14 protein-coding genes are annotated in these 16,768 nt (G+C 57.7%); 7 read left to right on the top strand and 7 right to left on the bottom strand.

Annotated elements, in window-relative coordinates:
- Nucleotides 1-264: 264 nt before the first annotated feature.
- Nucleotides 265-1,635: a Na+/H+ antiporter NhaA gene (gene nhaA, locus NBH13_RS02560; protein WP_099570753.1), complete on the top strand. Its 1,371-nt coding sequence runs from the start codon at nucleotides 265-267 to the stop codon at nucleotides 1,633-1,635.
- Nucleotides 1,636-1,755: 120 nt separating this feature from the next.
- On the opposite strand, the gene NBH13_RS02555 is transcribed toward nhaA, so the two are convergent.
- The 7 genes from NBH13_RS02555 to NBH13_RS02525 all read right to left on the bottom strand — a co-directional run bounded on the left by NBH13_RS02555 (nucleotide 1,756) and on the right by NBH13_RS02525 (nucleotide 9,811).
- Entirely contained in the window at nucleotides 1,756-2,427 is a 672-nt protein-coding gene (locus tag NBH13_RS02555; RefSeq protein WP_099570752.1) for an O-methyltransferase, read from the bottom strand.
- A gap of 4 nt (nucleotides 2,428-2,431) precedes the next feature.
- Nucleotides 2,432-3,370 carry a succinate dehydrogenase/fumarate reductase iron-sulfur subunit gene (locus NBH13_RS02550; RefSeq protein WP_099570751.1) on the bottom strand — a complete coding sequence of 313 codons (939 nt, stop codon included), beginning with the start codon at nucleotides 3,368-3,370 and terminating at the stop codon, nucleotides 2,432-2,434.
- 59 nt (nucleotides 3,371-3,429) lie between these two features.
- Nucleotides 3,430-5,292 (bottom strand): FAD-binding protein, encoded by a 1,863-nt coding sequence (locus tag NBH13_RS02545; protein WP_250778803.1) that lies wholly within the window; start codon nucleotides 5,290-5,292, stop codon nucleotides 3,430-3,432.
- Between the two features lie 125 nt (nucleotides 5,293-5,417).
- Nucleotides 5,418-6,785 (bottom strand): DNA-processing protein DprA, encoded by a 1,368-nt coding sequence (locus tag NBH13_RS02540; protein WP_144164557.1) that lies wholly within the window; start codon nucleotides 6,783-6,785, stop codon nucleotides 5,418-5,420.
- Nucleotides 6,782-8,311: a YifB family Mg chelatase-like AAA ATPase gene (locus tag NBH13_RS02535; RefSeq protein ID WP_250778795.1), complete on the bottom strand. Its 1,530-nt coding sequence runs from the start codon at nucleotides 8,309-8,311 to the stop codon at nucleotides 6,782-6,784. Before NBH13_RS02535 ends, NBH13_RS02540 begins: the two co-directional genes overlap by 4 nt.
- Nucleotides 8,311-8,763, bottom strand: coding sequence for a YraN family protein (locus NBH13_RS02530; protein WP_144164561.1), 453 nt, complete (start codon nucleotides 8,761-8,763; stop codon nucleotides 8,311-8,313). Before NBH13_RS02530 ends, NBH13_RS02535 begins: the two co-directional genes overlap by 1 nt.
- 172 nt (nucleotides 8,764-8,935) lie before the next feature.
- Nucleotides 8,936-9,811 carry a pyridoxamine kinase gene (locus NBH13_RS02525; RefSeq protein WP_144164563.1) on the bottom strand — a complete coding sequence of 292 codons (876 nt, stop codon included), beginning with the start codon at nucleotides 9,809-9,811 and terminating at the stop codon, nucleotides 8,936-8,938.
- A gap of 330 nt (nucleotides 9,812-10,141) precedes the next feature.
- On the opposite strand from NBH13_RS02525, the gene NBH13_RS02520 reads away from it, so the two are divergent.
- The 6 genes from NBH13_RS02520 to NBH13_RS02495 all read left to right on the top strand — a co-directional run bounded on the left by NBH13_RS02520 (nucleotide 10,142) and on the right by NBH13_RS02495 (nucleotide 16,764).
- Nucleotides 10,142-11,455, top strand: coding sequence for an O-acetylhomoserine aminocarboxypropyltransferase/cysteine synthase family protein (locus NBH13_RS02520; RefSeq protein ID WP_144164565.1), 1,314 nt, complete (start codon nucleotides 10,142-10,144; stop codon nucleotides 11,453-11,455).
- A 259-nt stretch (nucleotides 11,456-11,714) separates the two neighbouring features.
- Nucleotides 11,715-12,266 carry an ECF transporter S component gene (locus NBH13_RS02515; RefSeq protein WP_099570744.1) on the top strand — a complete coding sequence of 184 codons (552 nt, stop codon included), beginning with the start codon at nucleotides 11,715-11,717 and terminating at the stop codon, nucleotides 12,264-12,266.
- Nucleotides 12,267-12,386: 120 nt separating this feature from the next.
- Complete coding sequence (locus tag NBH13_RS02510; protein ID WP_144171478.1) at nucleotides 12,387-13,994, top strand: ABC transporter ATP-binding protein; 1,608 nt, start codon at nucleotides 12,387-12,389, stop codon at nucleotides 13,992-13,994.
- A complete protein-coding gene (locus NBH13_RS02505; RefSeq protein ID WP_144164667.1) occupies nucleotides 13,994-14,812 on the top strand; it encodes an energy-coupling factor transporter transmembrane component T family protein in 819 nt (272 codons plus the stop codon). Before NBH13_RS02510 ends, NBH13_RS02505 begins: the two co-directional genes overlap by 1 nt.
- On the top strand, nucleotides 14,800-15,840 hold the full coding sequence (locus NBH13_RS02500) for an Lrp/AsnC family transcriptional regulator (RefSeq protein WP_250778792.1): 1,041 nt from the start codon (nucleotides 14,800-14,802) through the stop codon (nucleotides 15,838-15,840). Before NBH13_RS02505 ends, NBH13_RS02500 begins: the two co-directional genes overlap by 13 nt.
- A gap of 132 nt (nucleotides 15,841-15,972) precedes the next feature.
- Nucleotides 15,973-16,764, top strand: coding sequence for an ABC transporter ATP-binding protein (locus NBH13_RS02495; protein WP_144164569.1), 792 nt, complete (start codon nucleotides 15,973-15,975; stop codon nucleotides 16,762-16,764).
- The last annotated feature ends 4 nt before the right edge of the window (nucleotides 16,765-16,768 follow it).

Here is a 16,768-nt window from a genome sequence, read left to right as displayed (position 1 = left end):
GCAAACCCGCCGGTACGTCTATGCAAAGCGGCTGTTGCAGAGATACGTTCGGTTTCTCTCCGGGCGAACGGCGCGGTACAAGAAAAGCCGCCATGCCGAATAAAACCGTGAATCCCAGTGAAAAAGACGGTTTGGAAACATAAACGCCGACACCTCTCGGTACACTGGAACCGCTATTGAAGCGTCTGCGCATGCCAATACCGCAGACGCTTTTCTTAAGTGAATGGCGGTCCGCGGATACTCGCGGCAACAGACGGGAGAGCAATGACCGAACGTAAGCAGGGACTCTGGGCGAAAATACGATATATCGCCGCTTCCGATCGCATATCGGGTTTGATCATGCTCGGTTTCGCACTCGCCGGTCTGCTGCTTGCGAACCTGCCGTTCACGTCACATGCGTTCGAAGAACTGGAGAACTTCCACGTCGCCATTCCTTACACCAATATCGACATGGGATTGGGCCACTGGGTGCAAGACGGCCTTCTGACGGTGTTCTTCCTGACCGTTGGACTGGAATTGAAGCAGGAACTTACTACCGGCTCGCTGTCGAATCCCAAGGCGGCTGCGGTGCCGATGCTGTGCGCGGTCGGTGGCATGATGGCTCCGCCGGTGCTATTCCTGTTGACGCTGTTCCTGTTCTCCGGTTTCGGTTCCGATCCGCTGGTCATCGCTTCCGGAACGAATTTCACATTTGGTGAGATGTCCCACGGTTGGGCGGTTCCTACAGCCACGGATATCGCGTTCTCGCTGGCCGTGCTTGCCTTGTTCGCCAAGGCGTTGCCAGGCTCCATTCGTGCGTTCCTGATGACATTGGCCACGGTGGACGATCTGCTTGCCATCATTCTGATTGCGGTGTTCTTCTCCTCGGTGAACGCATGGTACTGGTTCGTCGGCATCGCCGTATGCGCGGTCGTATGGTATTTCCTCGTGCGCATGCGCAAAGTGCCGTGGTTCGCCGTGGCCATCGTCGGTATTCTGGCTTGGGTGATGATGTTTGAAGCTGGTGTGCATCCCACCTTGGCTGGTGTGCTGGTAGGTCTGCTTACTCCCGCGCATGAACGCTACGGCGAAAAGACTCCACGCGCCGAACGTTATGCGGACAAGCTGCAACCGTTTTCCGCATTGCTGGCCTTGCCGATTTTCGCATTGTTCGCCACTGGTGTGCATTTTGAATCGTTGACTTTGGCGCTGTTCGTTTCGCCAGTCGTTGTTGCCGTCATGGTGGCGTTGGTGGTCGGCAAGCCTTTGGGCATCATGATCACGGCCTGGCTTTCCACGCATGTGGCTGGATTGAAGATGGCCAAGGGGCTGCGTGTGCGCGACATGTTCCCCGCAGCCTGCGCTTGCGGCATTGGCTTCACCGTGTCGTTCCTGATCTCCTCGCTCGCATATAAGGATGCCGAATTGTCTGCGGAGGCACGCTTCGGCGTGCTTGTCGGCTCCATGGTCGCGGCGGTGATCTCCGGCATTCTGCTGAGCCGTCAATCCAAGAAGTTCGAACTGGCCGCTGCCGCATCGTTGAAACATAAGCATCACACTGCCGACGAGGACGCTGCCGGGGAAGTGGAATCCGTGCTTGAAGACGGCACCGTTGTGATCAGCCAGATGATCAGCGCACATCCAAAGACCAAATAACGACGTTCCGACGTATGACATTCCGCGCCATATGTCAGACACAACAAAAAGCCGACGCTCATCACATATCGTGAGCGTCGGCTTTATGTATCAAACGGTAGTCCGCTGGGAACGGCCGTGCTAGCGCTTGACCGCTACGAGCAGACCCGTACCGGTCGGAGTGAGCGCGGTGATGAAACGTTCATCGGACTCCACGGTTTCCAACAGGGTACGCATGGCAATGGATTTGGCGTCACGATTGGCGGGATTCAATACGCCGCCTGCGGAAGTTGCCGCATCGAAAGCGAGCACATCCGTGAATACGATCACACCATGCTTCTTCAGCAGGCGGGGAGCCTGTTCAAAAGAGGCAGCATAATTTTCGGCATCGCCGGCAACAACGATCAAATCGTATGTTTCGGCGTTCAAACGCGGCAGAAACACGTTGACAGGAGCATTTACCGCACGAAGCGTGGTCTGCGTCTCGTCGGAAAGACGATTGAACAGCGTACGAATCAGCGCAATGCCTTGTGAAGAGGAGTCAACCGCGGTAAGCTGTCCCCTGTTATCCAAACCATTGACGAGCTGCAACGTTTCCACTACGGAACCAGTGCCGACGGCAATCACCGACGACGCATTCACCATATGCACCAGCATGCGCAACAACTCCGCCTGTGCTGCGGAACCTTGCGGAATGCCCGCTTCTTCGGCGTGGGTACGAATGGCGTTCAGGCTGGTCGACTGGCGTGAGAACGCATGATCCTCAACGTATTCCCAAGATTTGGCGAGATTGGTATACGACGTTCTATCCATGGGTTCAGCGTTCCTTGACTTGGGCGATCAGTTGCCAGATTTCCTCGCCGACATCGATGCCGCGCGGGCATTCGCGGGTGCAGGCGCGAACCGACTGACATGCTGCGATACCGTCCGCGGAATCAATGGCATCCATACGAGCATTCGCCTGTCCGTCTCGCGAATCGTTGATGAAGCGAGACGCGGCAATCAACGCCGCTGGACCGATGAACGCCTCGCCTCCGGCGTACACTGGGCAGCTTCCTTCGCAAGTGCCGCAGGCGATGCAATTGGTGAGCAGCTCATATTTGGCGAGCTGCTGAGGATTCTGCAGATATTCGAAAGCATTGATCTTGCCGTCTTTGGTGGTGGCTAATTCGTTATTGGCCTGCAAATACGGCTTAAGCTTCCTGATCTGATCGAGCATCTGATCGATATCGGCAACCAGATCACGCTGTACGGGGAAACCCGGCAGGGGCGCGAGCTCGATCACGCCAAGATCGCCTGAAGAAACGGAAGCGGCGTCATCTGCAAGCGACGCATCTGCATCTCCGGTATGGCGGAATCCTTCATCGTCCACTAATACGGCATTCGGCTGCTTGGCCCAATCCCTGACGGAAGCGGTGCACAGCAACGTCGGTGTGCCATTGATGGACACCGCGTCGGAACCGCACATGCCATGGCCGCAGGAATAGCGGAACGCCAAAGTCGGATCGACGGTTCGCTTGATCTTCAACAGGCAATCAAGCACCGTGTCTTCCGGACGCACGTTTAACGTGTAATCCTGCACCCACTGCTTGCCGCGGGGACGGCGACGCGTCGACGCGCCGGAATCTCCGAACGGAGAGCTTTTCCTGGCGAACGGGGAGCCCCCGCGTTCGCGGTCGCGGGCACGTTCGGGGCGCGGGGTGAACCTATTGACCCGCAACGTCACCGTGTTCATGCCGTTTTCCATACCGCTCATCTACTCGCCTTTCCAATAAAAACCGACAACAAGTTTGCCATACACCGTGCCCAGAGGGCTCAGTACTCACGGGCCTTTGGCGGCATGTTCACAATATGCACCGGCTGCCAGGAGATCTGACCGGAATCATCCACCATGGAATGGGCGAGGAAGTGTTCGTCATCGCGTTCGGGGAAGTCAAGCCGCTTCAGCGAGCCACGGGATTCATGACGTGCGTCGGAAGCCGCAAGCACGGCCGAACCAAGCTCAAGCAGATGACGCACCTCCCAAATGGCGGTGATCTCCTGATTGAACGTGGAGGAATCGGAATGCGCATGCAAGGCCTGAGCGCGTACCTCCAGCTCGTCGTGCAATACGGTCTGCGCCTGCTTGATGCTGTTCGCATCGCAACGCACGGCGACAGCCCGCTCCATGACGGATCCCAAATCGGCCATAAGCTGGTATGGATTATCAGAAGCGTGCTCGTTGTCTTCAGGAAGCTGCGTCAGAAGTTCCTTCAATTCAGAGGAACGCGCATCGGCGGCCTGCTGTACATCGTCTGTTCCATCTTCGGCATCTTCGACGGTTTCGGCCATCGGATCATTCACCGGAGTGGCGGCGATACGTTCCGCAAGAGCCTTGCCGGAACGAGTACCGAACAGGCAGGCGTCCAGCAGGGAGTTACCGCCAAGACGGTTCGCGCCGTGCACGGATACACACGAGCATTCGCCGGCCGCGAACAGGCCGTCAACAATGGAGCGTTCGCCGTCAACCCAACGATATACTTCACCGTTGGTGGTGATTGGAATGCCGCCCATGGTGTAGTGTGCGGTCGGTTTGACTGGCACATAATCCTTGGTCGGGTCAAGGTCGGCGTACTTTTCGATGGTTTCCACCACCTGAGGCAGCACTTCATGCATATGGTCGGCATCAATGCCGGTCATATCGAGCCACACGCAATCCTTTGGGCCATCTGGATCCTTCGGATCCGCCACGCCACGTCCGGCGTCGATTTCAGCGGTGATGGAACGGCTGACTACGTCTCGCGCGGCCAGATCGGCATGGCCCGGAGCATACTTTTCCATGAAGGCCTCGCCATCGGCATTACGGAGCACGCCTCCCTCCGCGCGGGCCGCTTCCGACAGCAGAATGCCGGTATGTGCCAAACCGGTCGGGTGGAATTGCACGAATTCGCTGTCTTCCAGCTGCAATCCAGAGTGCAGGGCAAGCGCCATGCCGTCGCCGGTCAGATCCCACGAATTGGATGTGGTGTGGAACAGACGTCCTGCGCCTCCGGTGGCCAGAAGCACGTTGCGCGCATGAATGGCGTGCACTTGCCCCTTATGCGTGTCGAACGCCACCACGCCCTCGGCCTTGGCGCCATCCTCGGAGACCACCAGATCGGTCACATACCATTCCTCTGCGAATTCGACGCCTTCCGCCACGCACTGCTGCCACAGCGAGAAGAGGATCTGATGGCCGATGCGGTCTGCGGCGTATGCGGCTCGTCGAACTGGTTCCTTGCCGAAATCCTTGGTGTGCCCGCCGAAACGACGCTGGGCGATGTGCCCGTCTTCGGTGCGGGAGAACGCCACGCCGGCATGTTCCAGTTCGATGACCGTTGCCGGAGCCTCTTGCGCGAACAGTTCGGCCGCATCCTGATCGACCAGCCAATCGCCGCCTTTGACGGTGTCGTAGTAATGCCAATGCCAATCGTCGTGTTCGACATTGCCGAGGCTGGCCGCGATGCCGCCCTCTGCGGAACCGGTGTGCGAGCGCAACGGCTGGAGCTTGGAAATCACCAGAATATTCGGTTCGATGCCGGCTTCCCTCAGCTCCTGCATCTTTTCGCTTCGTAACATTCCTAACGCTGCGGAAAGACCTGCCGCTCCTGCGCCGACGATTACTGCATCATACATATCTTCAACATGCTTCGGACTCATACCAACGATTTTCGCACAGGGTGTGACCTCGCTGTGGTTCGTTGGATGGCGGGCATGTTGTCGTATGCGTGTTTCGCATGCTCCTGTGTGTGTTTGTTTGTCGATGGCTGTGACGATTGGTGGTGTCAGTTGCGCTGTTGCGTGGTGTTTGCGTTGACGATGGTGATGTTGCCGTGTTGCGTGCTGATGAGCCCGTTGAGTTCCAGTACGCCGAGTTCCAGGACGATTCGTGGGATCGGATATTCTCCGGGATTGGTCTCTGCCAGCATGGCGAGCAGTCCGTCAGTGGAGACATGGCCATATTTCGCGTCGCATTTTCGTATGGCTTTCAGTATGGTTCTGGTGGTGTCGTCTGATTCCGGCAGGACGTCGTCGGTTGGCTGTTCCGTCTGTTCGTCGTCTATGGCGACTGGTTGAGGGCGGTGCGAGGCATGGCAGAATTCATCGATGTCGGTCAGCGAGCAGATGATGGTTGCTCGTCCTTCTTGAATGAGCCGGTTGCATCCCGTGTTGTGTGGCATGGTCACGTCTCCTGGCACCGCGAATATGCGGCGGTTGAGTTCGTCGGCCCATCCCGCGGTGTTGAGCGCGCCTGAACGTGCGCGCGCCTGGGCGACGATGAGGCTGGACGACAAGGCCGCTATCAGACGGTTTCTAATGAGGAACCGTCTGGCTTCCGGAGCGGTTCCTGGGCACAGTTCCGAGATCAGTGCGCCGGAGTGGTTGATGATGGTTTCAAAAAGGCGTTCGTTGCTTTTCGGCCCGATATGGTTGAGGCCTCCGGCGAATACCGCGACGGTGCGGCCGGCGAGGGGCGCCCCGATTTCGTCCATGGCTTGGATGGCACCCCAGTGGGCTGCCGCATCGGTGCCTAAGGCGCCCCCGGATACTATGAGGTGCCCTGCACGGGCTGCCTGTTTGGCGAGCTCGTGTGCACTTTGCCTTCCGTATTCGCTCACTCCGCGTGATCCGACGACGCCGATCGGTTCCGGACATGACACCAATGCTTGCGGGCTGCCTTGCCCCCAAAGGCATAATGGGGCGGCCCAATCCGTATGCATGGTGAGGTCGGCGAGCTGCGAAGGCCAGCAGGGATGGTGTGGTGCGACGATCCACTGTGTACCCCCTGCTGTGAACCAATCCTTGAGCTCGTCGGAATCGGTGCTGGGCAGTGTGGTCAAACGATGCTGCCAGGAAACCATCGCGCCATGGAATGAGGCCATGCCGCGGGAGTTGATGCTGCGCCCCCAACGCGTGATGCCGTTGATGAACGCCGCATCCAGGGTTTTGCAAGCGGCCGTGGCCACGTTTTCATGATTGCCTGGACCGCTGTCGGCGAGTAGTTGCAAGGTGTGCGTGGCTGATCCGATGCCTTTGATCAGCGCGTACATCATCGCGTCGGCGCTGTCCAGACAGTAGGTGAGCACCGCACGTGCCAGGGTCTCGTCGTCGATAGCGGTTGCGTTGCCGTTCGCATTCGTATTTTCGTTCATGTCAGCTTCGTCCTCATGGAGATTCCCTGCATCATCTCTTCCGGTCCCGGAGAGGTTTTGCCTGATAGGTCGGCCAGAGTCCATGCGAGCCGCATGGCACGGTCTGCACCTCTGAGACTGAGCCGTTCACTGGCCAACGCATGGTTCACCAGTTCGATGGCTTTCGTGGACGTGTTGGCGCGAAGCCATGTTCCGGTGGCCTGCGCATTGCAGACCCACCCGAATTCATGAAAACGCTCCTGCGCGGTTTGCCTTGCCACGATGACCCGCAGGCGAATGGCGTGGCTGGATTCGCCGGAAGGAGCCATCCCTGGATTGATTCGTTCCACGGGAGGCACTTCGATTTGAATGTCGATGCGGTCGAGGATCGGACCGGACAGTCGGCTGAAGTATTTGATACGGTCTTTTTCCTTGCATGTGCAGCGTTCGCCGTTGCCGTAGGCGTAACCGCAGGGGCAGGGATTGGCCGCCATGATCAGTTGGAATCTCGCTGGATAGTAGGTGGTGCCTTTCGCACGCGATATTGCCACGTACCCGGATTCCAAGGGTTCGCGCAATGTTTGCAGGGTGCGTGCCGAGAATTCGGGCGCCTCGTCCATGAACAGAATGCCCCGGTGCGCCCGTGTGATCGCGCCTGGCTGCGCCAACCCTGCGCCACCGCCGACCAGGGACGCGGTGGATGCGGTATGGTGCGGCGCTTCGAATGGTGGAATGTCGCTGATGCCATAGCTGGGCAATGTGCCGCATAGGGAGCGGATTGATGCGACTTCCAGCTGTTCCGATTCGCTTAACGGGCTCATAATGCCGGGAATGCGCGAAGCAAGCATGGTTTTTCCGGTACCGGGAGGGCCGGTCATCATCAGATGGTGTCCACCTGCGGCCGCCACCTCCAACGCCCATTTGGCCGTTTCCTGCCCCATGACCTCATTCATGTCTCCTGGGGAAGGGTATATCGACATGGCGGCGTCGTTGGGGTTCACGTCCCTGATCAGGTCGGGAATCTCGTACTTCGCGGTGCCTCCCATCAGTTCGATTAATTCGCCCACGTGGCGCACGCCGATGGCGTTGACGTCGGGCACGAGGGCGGCTTCGTCCAGATTGGCATGCGGCACAATCACCTTGCAGGTGCCTTGATCGCGTGCATGCAGCAGAATCGGCAGTAGGCCGTTGATGGGAAGCACCGTGCCGTCGAGATTCACTTCCCCGAGCACGACGGTGTCGTTCAGGCAATCGTGGGGTATCGTTCCGGATGCGCTGAGCACGCTCGCTGCGATCGCCAGATCATGAGAGGAGCCGCGTTTGGGCATGGATGCCGGTGAAAGATTGACTGTGACCCGTGTTTCCGGCCATTTTGCGCCGCTGGCCTGGCATGCAGATTTGACACGTTCCCTCGCTTCGGAAAGCGAGGTGTCGGGAAGTCCAATGATGGAGAAGTAAGGAAGTCCGGGGGAGACGAACGCCTGGATTTGGATGATGAAGGCTTTCAGTCCGATCAGCCCTACGGAAAGTGCGCTGCCGATGGCCATCAGAACGCTCCTTCGATATGGTGCATAAGCGGCTTGCCGTCACGTACGATGACGGTGATGACGTCGAATCGTACGCCGTTGTGTGGTGTGCGATGGTCGCTGTCTGACAGCCATTGCACGGCCGCGTGGCGCAGGTTGATCTGCTTAGATGGCGTCACGGCTTCCTGCGGAGTGCCGTAGCGGAGCGTCCGCCTGGTTTTGACTTCGACGAAGACGATGATTCCCGCTTCGTCGCGTGAGACGATGTCGAGTTCGCCATACCGGCAGTGCCAATTGCGATCGAGCGTCTGCCAGCCTTGGCTTTCCAGCCATGCGGCCGCATACTGTTCGCCAAGTTCGCCGAGCTGCCGTGCGCACAGCGTACCGTCATGCAATCGCTGCGTGATGGAATCAAGAAGCTGTTCCGAACGCTGCGTTGCGGTCGGAGAGTCATGTGTTGTGTTGCCGTTCATGGTTCAAGTCCAGCAGAAAGAACCGGTGTGAAGCAAGCGTGAACGGCAAATGTGGATAAAGGATACGGTTTCGGGCGTGTTTGGGATAGTCGGTGGATAACTTGCCGTTATCCACATTGCTCCACGGGACCAATGGCTATGGAACGCCCGAAACCGTATACGATCGGAATGCTCAGCAATGGACCAGCTGCGTCAGCTCGTCAAGATTCAGTTCGAAGCTCACGCCACGTTCATCATGATGCGGCTGATACTGCGTGTTTTCCATGGCATGACGTACGAACTCGCCTGCGATATGCGCCGATTCGGCTAACGGCCTGCCCGCCATCAGCGCACCGCAGAGTGCGGAAGCGAACGCGTCGCCGGTACCATGCGTCATGAACGGCAGCTTGCTGTGAGCAAGCTCCTGCTTGCCGGAAGCCCCCGAAGCAGCTGAGGCAACATAATTGCGAATCATGCCATCGTTATGGTCGATGCCTTTCAAAACCACGTTTTTCGCACCCAAATCAAGCAATGCGTCAATCATGTCATTTACTTCGGCATCGCTCAGATCACGCCCCGGATATGCGCGCTTCGTCAGTATGGACGCTTCCGTCAAATTCGGCATCAGCACGTCGGCGCCATCCACCAGCGTGCCCATAGCTTCGCAGAGTTCCGGCGTGTATGTGGCGTAGATTTCGCCGCCGTCTCCCATTACCGGATCCACCAAACGTAGGGCATGCGGATATTGCGAATACAGTCGTTTGATGATCTCAACCTGTTCGGCGGAGCCAAGAAAACCGGAATACACGCCGTCCAAATCGACGTTTTCCTTACGCCATGCGTCCAGATAGCCGTCCAAAATCTCAGTCGTATCGTGGAACGTGAATACGCTGTAGCGCGTGTGTGCCGAAAATAGCGCGGTCGGCACCGGACATACGTCGCATCCGGCCGCCGACAGGATCGGAATGGCCGCCGTCAGCGAGCAATTGCCGTAGCCGCACATGTCATGCACCGCTGCAACGCGCGGAACATAATGCGGGTCGCGATCATACAGAATCACGTCATCCATGTTGAAACCCTCTCTTGCGATTGTCTGACCACGACTTTAGCCGCCCGTCTGACTTCGGAGTCCTGACGCTTCGCACGGTGTATCACCGCAGCACCGTTTGCCGGCGTGTCGCAGATTTTCAAACGGTTGTCAGAACGGTTTTGCAGGGCTCGAATGGCAATGATTGCAACGGTTTATAAAGGGGTATAGGCAAGTGCGATAACGTTCGGCTTGCATTGCAGAGAGCGGCCGGATTATTGTCACTACCAACACCTGACCAACCGCCACACACGGCAAGGCGGGTGGTCAGCAAGACAAGCAACGAACCATTCCACACAAGGAGCAGAAACCATGGCAGATTCCAAAAACTACCGCTTCGAAACCCTGCAGCTTCACGTCGGCCAGGAGCAGGCCGACCCGGCAACCGATTCCCGTGCGGTGCCGATCTACCAGACCACCAGCTACGTGTTCCATAATTTCGACCACGCCGAGGCCCGTTTCGGACTGGCTGATCCAGGTAACATCTACGGCCGCCTGACCAACTCCACCCAAGGTGTGTTCGAAGACCGCATCGCAGCCCTCGAAGGCGGCACCGCAGGCCTGGCCGTCGCATCCGGCGCAGCCGCGGTCGAATACGCGGTGCGCAACATCACCCAGTCCGGCGATCACATCGTCGCCGCCAAGAACATCTACGGTGGCACCTTCAACCTGCTGCGTCACACCCTGCCGCGTGACGGCATCACCACCACCTTCGTCTCCGCCGAGAATCCGCAGGAGTTCGAGGACGCCATCCAGGAGAACACCAAGCTCGTCTACTTCGAGACCTTCGGCAATCCGAACGCCGACCTGCCGGACTTCGAAGCCATCACCGCCATCGCCCACAAGCATCATCTGCCGGTGATCGTCGACAACACCTTCGCCACCCCGTACCTGTTCCGCCCGCTGGAGCACGGCGCTGACGTCGTAGTCGAATCCGCAACCAAGTTCATCGGCGGCCACGGCACCACCCTCGGCGGTGTGATCGTGGAAGGCGGCAACTTCAACTGGGCCGAAGTGCCGGGCAAGTTCCCGACCCTGACCGAGCCGGATCCGTCCTATCACGGATTGAACTTCTACGAGGCCCTGGGCGGTTCCGCGTTCGTGACCCGCATCCGCGCCATCCTGCTGCGCGACACCGGCGCCACCCTGTCTCCGTTCGCGGCCTTCCTGCTGCTGCAGGGAACCGAAACCCTGTCGCTGCGTGTCGAACGCCACGTTGAGAACGCGCTGAAGGTCATCGACTACCTGAAGACCGTTCCGGAAGTCGAATCCATCTCCCACCCGTCCATCGAAGGCCGCAAGGACAATGGGCTGTACAAGAAGTACTTCCCGAATGGCGGCGGCTCCATCTTCACCTTCGACATCAAGGGCGGCAAGGACGCGGCACGTGTGTTCATCGACAACCTGCACCTGTTCAGCCTGTTGGCCAACGTGGCCGACGCCAAGAGCCTCGTGATCCACCCGGCCTCCACCACGCACTCTCAGGAGACAGTGGAGGAGCTCGAGGACCAGGGCATCCACCAGGGCACCATCCGCCTGTCCATCGGCACCGAGAACATCGAAGACATCCTCGACGATCTCAAGGGTGGTTTCGCGGCTCTGCGTGAATCTGGTCTTGCCAAGTGAAATGCATCGGATCGGCGGAATAGCGCCATCCTAAACAAATGAAACGGTCTGCGACACCGAAAAGAAGGGGCGGTGTCGCAGACCGTTTTGTCGTATCTGCAAACGATGTCATCTCAATGTATTACAGCTGGTATAGAATCTGCGATTGTTACGAAAAGCAATATCTCAATTCTTTTCTTTGAAAGAAAAAACATTAGATTCTTTCAAAAATACAAGCATTACCGATGATATTGAGAATAACGTAAAGAGAGAAGAGATCATGGCCCAAGAAGTCAAGAACGATATCAAAAAGGCGTTGCAGGTCAACACCATTCCGCTGATCGCCATTATGACCGCGGTCACCACGGTGCTGACCATGCTTGTGAAGATCCCGACCCCGATTCGTGGCTACCTCAACCTGTCCGACACCATGATCTATTTCAGCGCGTATGCGTTCGGACCATGGGTGGGCGGCATTATCGGCGGTCTCGGCCCGGCGTTGAGTGATCTGATCTCCGGTTATCCGCAGTGGGCCATCTTCACGTTCGTCATCGATGGCCTGCAGGCCGTGCTCGTGGGCCTGCTCGTCAAGAAGTTCAATCCGGCGAACATCATCATCGGCTCGGTGGTCGCAGGCGTGTGGAAGGTGTTCGGCTATTTCATCGCAGGCGGAATCCTTTCCGGATTCGGCCCGGCTCTGGGCGAGATCGCGGGCAACTCCTTCCAGATGGCGGTGGGCCTGATTGTGGGCTTCGCGCTGTTCACCGCCGTTCGCCAGGCTTATCCGCCGCTGGTGCGTTTGGGCAATCTCGGTATCAAGGCGGGGGAGTGATACATTAATATCATGTGAAGGCAGGCCCGTGGATTTGCCGATGAATGGCGATTCCACGGGTTTTATTGTGAAACGCGGCTGCCGGCTGCGAAAAAAATGTGGAAGCACGGGGTGGACGTCATGATTACGGTTCGCGACTTAGGGTGGAAGTACGCGCCACTGGCCGACGGGGGTAAGCCGGTGGAAAGCCTCAAGCATGTCAGCTTCGACATCCGGTCCGGATCCTTCGTCGGCATCATCGGACCGACCGGAGCCGGCAAATCCACGCTATGCATGGCATTGGCCGGCATCATTCCGAACCTGGCCGACGGCACCATGAGTGGCGTTGTGGAAATCAACGGCATGAATACGAGCAGGCACTCCGTCTCGGCGCTGTCGGAGCGCGTCGGCTACGTGCAACAGGATCCTGAGGCGCAACTGTTTTGTTCGAGTGTCGAGGATGAGATTGCTTTCCCTTTGGAAAACCGTGGAGTCGCACCGAGCCTCATCGATAAGCAGATCGACATCATGCTTGACTTGGTCGGCATGACCGGATACCGCAAACGCGTGCCGACCAGCCTGTCGGGAGGTCAGATGCAGCGTGTGGCCATCGCGGCCGCGCTCGCGGCGGAACCCGATGTGCTCATTCTTGACGAACCGACTGCGGCACTCGACCCCGAAGGCAAGCAGGAAGTGTTCGATGTGCTCGAACGCATTCGCCAGACCCGTTCCATGACGGTGATCATAGCCGAACAAGATACCGAACACATCGCCTATTGGGCCGATCAGGTGCTGTTCATGGTCAACGGCGAAGTGATACGCAATGGAGACACAAGCCTATTCACCCGGGAACGCGGACTGTTGGAGTCCTCCGGAGTGCAGGTGAGCGACGGACCGTCCCCCATCATCAAGGCGCTGCCGGTAAGGAACGACGGCAAGCCGAAGCATGCGGTCATCAGTCTGGACCATGTGACGCACCGTTATGGACAGGGTGGCAATGCGTCTCCCGCACTGGATGATATCAGTCTGGATATTGAACAGGGCGCCTTCGTGGGGCTTATCGGGCGCAACGGGTCAGGCAAGACTACGCTCGCCAAGCATTTGAACGGGCTGATCCAACCCACACAGGGAATCGTGAAGGTGGATGGGCTCGACGTATCGAAGCATAGCGTGGGCGAAATGGCCGCGCACGTCGGATTCGTATTCCAAAATCCCGACCATCAGATCTTCTGCTCCAGCACCAAAGAGGAGATCGCGTTCGGTCCGACCGCGCTCGGACTTGACGCGGCCACCGTGTTCAAATGTGTCGACGAAATGATGACATTGTTCGACCTGCACCGGTATGAGGACGTTTCGCCGGCCACGCTCGGTTACGGCGAACGACGTGCGGTGGCATTGTCTTCGGTGATCGCCATGCGCACGCCAATACTCGTGCTTGACGAACCTACGGCGGGTCTTGACCATCGTCTCGCATCACGATTCCTTGGAACCGTGGAAAAACTCAACCAGCGTGGCGTCACCGTCATCATGATCAGCCATGACATGCGTGCCGTATATCGGTATTGCACGCACGTGCTCGAATTGGAAGACGGTCATATCGTGCAATATGGACCGATCGACAAATCGCAGGAAGCACAACAATCGCCCGTGCGACAGGCGCGGCAACCGCACAAGTCGCGCGGTCCGGTATCAGCGACCCACGTATTGTTGAAAATCGCCAAGGATGAATGCGACAAGGAGGAACGCTGATGGATGCCGACCTGTATGTACCAGTCGACGGATGGTTGCATCGCGCCGATCCGCGCGTCAAATTCCTCATCTCCATCGTCATGCTGGCCCTTTGCCTCGTATGGCGTAACTGGGCGTTCATCCTCGGCATCCTCATTCTCGAACATGTGATGCTCGCCACCGACCATGTGCCCGCCGAGCGCATCGGATGGGTGTGGAAGATCCTCGCCGTGCTTATCGTGTTTATCGTGGTGCTTTGGCCGGTCTTCGACCAGAGTGGAACGCACGTGCTCTGGCAGTGGGGATGGCTGCGTCTCACGCAGGAGAATCTGCTCATGGCGGCGGTGATGGGTCTGCGCATTCCAGTACTCGGCTTTGCATGCTTCATCACGCTGTTCACCACCAGCCAGACCAAACTGGTTCGTGGCTTTACCTCGCTCGGCATGCCCTACAAGGCCGGGCTCACCTTGGCAACCGCATTACGGTATATTCCCGTGTTCTTCTCCATCTTCCAATCCGTGTCCGACGCGCAGCGTGCGCGAGGGCTTGATCTGAGCGGCAAAGTCAATGCGGCAGGTAAAAAACGCAACGTATTCGTACGTCTCGTCGACCGGTTCAAATCGTATTTGCCGATCATCATCGCCGTATTGATCCGCGCCTACAAAATGAGCCAAAGCGTGGGATGGGCCATGGAATCACGCGGACTCAACCTGAATCGGAACGGCGCAAAACGCACATATCGGGTCAACCTTACGATGAGGATTGCCGATTGGATTATTCTTGCGATTACCGTCGCCGCCACCGCAGTCAGCGTATGGTTGATGACATGGCTGTCATAGGGGGTATGATGATGCAGGATGAGGGGCGTACCACGATCGCCGCACGTGATTTGAAGGTGGTATCGGCGCTGCAATGCAACGGACGCATGACTATGCAGGCGCTTGCCGATAAAATCGGCATTTCCGTATATGCGGCGACGGAAAGCTACAAACGGCTCACCGATGCGGGCATCATGACCATTGTGCCCGTATGCAATCCGTTGAGTCTCGGAAATTACAGTCAGGTGCTCGTGGGACTGCGCATCAACGGCAATCGCAACGAGGCGCTCGCCATGCTCAAAGCCATGCCTCAGGTCACCTATGTGGTCTGCACGCTGGGCGATGCCGACATCATCGCCGAAGCCGTGGTGTATTCAGCCGACGGCATGGACCATTTCCTCAAACATGATCTGCGCGCGCTACCGGGACTGACCCGCCTGCAAGTGTTCTCCTGCGGTCGATTGGTGCTTGACGACCATAATGTCAGCGTGGTCAACCGTCTGCTGGCCAAACGCGGCGAAACTGGATTCATGACCAAACGTGAGGCCAGCGTCGGCACCGACATTCCCGTGCATCGGTTGGACGCGCGATTCGTGCACACGTTCAACGAATTGCAGAAAGACGGCAGGGCAAGCTACGCCATGCTGGGGGAGCATCTTGGTGTGACGCACACCGCGATCCGTGGGCGCGTCAAAAAACTGGAGGATTCCGGTGTGATGCGCATTATGGCCACGGTAAGCCCCATGCGTTTAGGTGGATTCCGCCAAGCGTTTCTCGGCATCGGTGTGAAGCCTCCGTATCGCCTCGACGTCGAACAGTTGCTAGCGATCGACGAGGTGACATATGCAATGAGCGGAGTCGGTTTGAATGGCGCCGACTACCTCATCGAAATCATCGCCGGAGATGACGAGGACTTATGGCGTGTGGTGGATGAGTCCATCCGTTCGCTGCCAGGCGTGGACCAGACATGGTGGGCTTCCACCGTCAGCGTGGAAAAAGAGTCGTACTGGCTCGAACCTCCGCAGGATGGTGTACTCCTCGACGATTGATAAATCAATGGTATGAGACGTTTCATTTTTGCTCATTCTCAAGGATGAGCAAAGAATTCAGACCAGCGCATGATATCCGAATCAGCTGTTTTTCCGTAATTTTGGAGGTAATCCAAAGAAAGGAATGACAGCATGGATATCAGGGACGCTATCAAAGCTACCAATACGGCCATTGCAACCGTGGATCTTGTGAAGGACTACGGTTCCGGAAATAACACGGTGCATGCGTTGCGTGGCGTCAACGTCGCTTTTGAAAAAGGAAAATTCACGGCGATTATGGGACCTTCCGGTTCCGGCAAATCCACGTTGATGCACACATTGGCAGGACTGGATTCCGCGACCGACGGGCACGTCATATTCAACGGCGACGATCTGACGCGCATGAACGACAACCAGCTCACGTTGCTGCGCCGCCGTGACATCGGATTCATCTTCCAAAGCTTCAATCTGTTGCCGATGTTCACCGCCGAACAGAACATTCTCATGCCATTGACCTTGGCTGGAGCGAAACCCGACCGGCAGTGGCTGCGTCTGCTGGTGGAAACGCTTGGCCTTAAGGAACGTCTCAACCATCGTCCGAACGAACTATCGGGAGGCCAGCAGCAGCGTGTGGCCATCGCACGAGCATTGATCACCAAACCGAAACTGGTGTTCGCAGACGAGCCCACCGGCAATCTTGATTCCGTATCAAGCGCCGAAGTGCTGAGCTTCCTGAAACGTTCCGTCAACGAACTTGGCCAAACCATCATCATGGTCACGCATGATGCGGTCGCCGCGTCTTACGCCGACCGTGCGCTCGTGTTCGCCGACGGCCAGATCGTGGCGGACGTAAACAAGCCGACAGCAGACCAGATGAGTGAACTGCTGATGAGGGAACGTGAGGCCGCCACAATGAATGTGGCTTCCGCGAGACATTCCCGCTAAACGC

The sequence above is a fragment of the Bifidobacterium intestinale genome (genome assembly GCF_023656765.1).
GTDB classification, from domain to species: Bacteria; Actinomycetota; Actinomycetes; order Actinomycetales; family Bifidobacteriaceae; genus Bifidobacterium; species Bifidobacterium hominis.
This window is presented reverse-complemented; position numbering and strand designations above follow the sequence as displayed.

Excerpts from the sequence above, each read along its gene's own strand:
- nhaA (WP_099570753.1), top strand. The coding sequence starts at position 265 with ATGACCGAACGTAAGCAGGGACTCTGGGCGAAAATACGATATATCGCC.
- NBH13_RS02555 (WP_099570752.1), bottom strand. The coding sequence starts at position 2,427 with ATGGATAGAACGTCGTATACCAATCTCGCCAAATCTTGGGAATACGTT.
- NBH13_RS02550 (WP_099570751.1), bottom strand. The coding sequence starts at position 3,370 with ATGAGCGGTATGGAAAACGGCATGAACACGGTGACGTTGCGGGTCAAT.
- NBH13_RS02545 (WP_250778803.1), bottom strand. The coding sequence starts at position 5,292 with ATGAGTCCGAAGCATGTTGAAGATATGTATGATGCAGTAATCGTCGGC.
- NBH13_RS02540 (WP_144164557.1), bottom strand. The coding sequence starts at position 6,785 with ATGAACGAAAATACGAATGCGAACGGCAACGCAACCGCTATCGACGAC.
- NBH13_RS02535 (WP_250778795.1), bottom strand. The coding sequence starts at position 8,311 with ATGGCCATCGGCAGCGCACTTTCCGTAGGGCTGATCGGACTGAAAGCC.
- NBH13_RS02530 (WP_144164561.1), bottom strand. The coding sequence starts at position 8,763 with ATGAACGGCAACACAACACATGACTCTCCGACCGCAACGCAGCGTTCG.
- NBH13_RS02525 (WP_144164563.1), bottom strand. The coding sequence starts at position 9,811 with ATGGATGACGTGATTCTGTATGATCGCGACCCGCATTATGTTCCGCGC.
- NBH13_RS02520 (WP_144164565.1), top strand. The coding sequence starts at position 10,142 with ATGGCAGATTCCAAAAACTACCGCTTCGAAACCCTGCAGCTTCACGTC.
- NBH13_RS02515 (WP_099570744.1), top strand. The coding sequence starts at position 11,715 with ATGGCCCAAGAAGTCAAGAACGATATCAAAAAGGCGTTGCAGGTCAAC.
- NBH13_RS02510 (WP_144171478.1), top strand. The coding sequence starts at position 12,387 with ATGATTACGGTTCGCGACTTAGGGTGGAAGTACGCGCCACTGGCCGAC.
- NBH13_RS02505 (WP_144164667.1), top strand. The coding sequence starts at position 13,994 with ATGGATGCCGACCTGTATGTACCAGTCGACGGATGGTTGCATCGCGCC.
- NBH13_RS02500 (WP_250778792.1), top strand. The coding sequence starts at position 14,800 with ATGGCTGTCATAGGGGGTATGATGATGCAGGATGAGGGGCGTACCACG.
- NBH13_RS02495 (WP_144164569.1), top strand. The coding sequence starts at position 15,973 with ATGGATATCAGGGACGCTATCAAAGCTACCAATACGGCCATTGCAACC.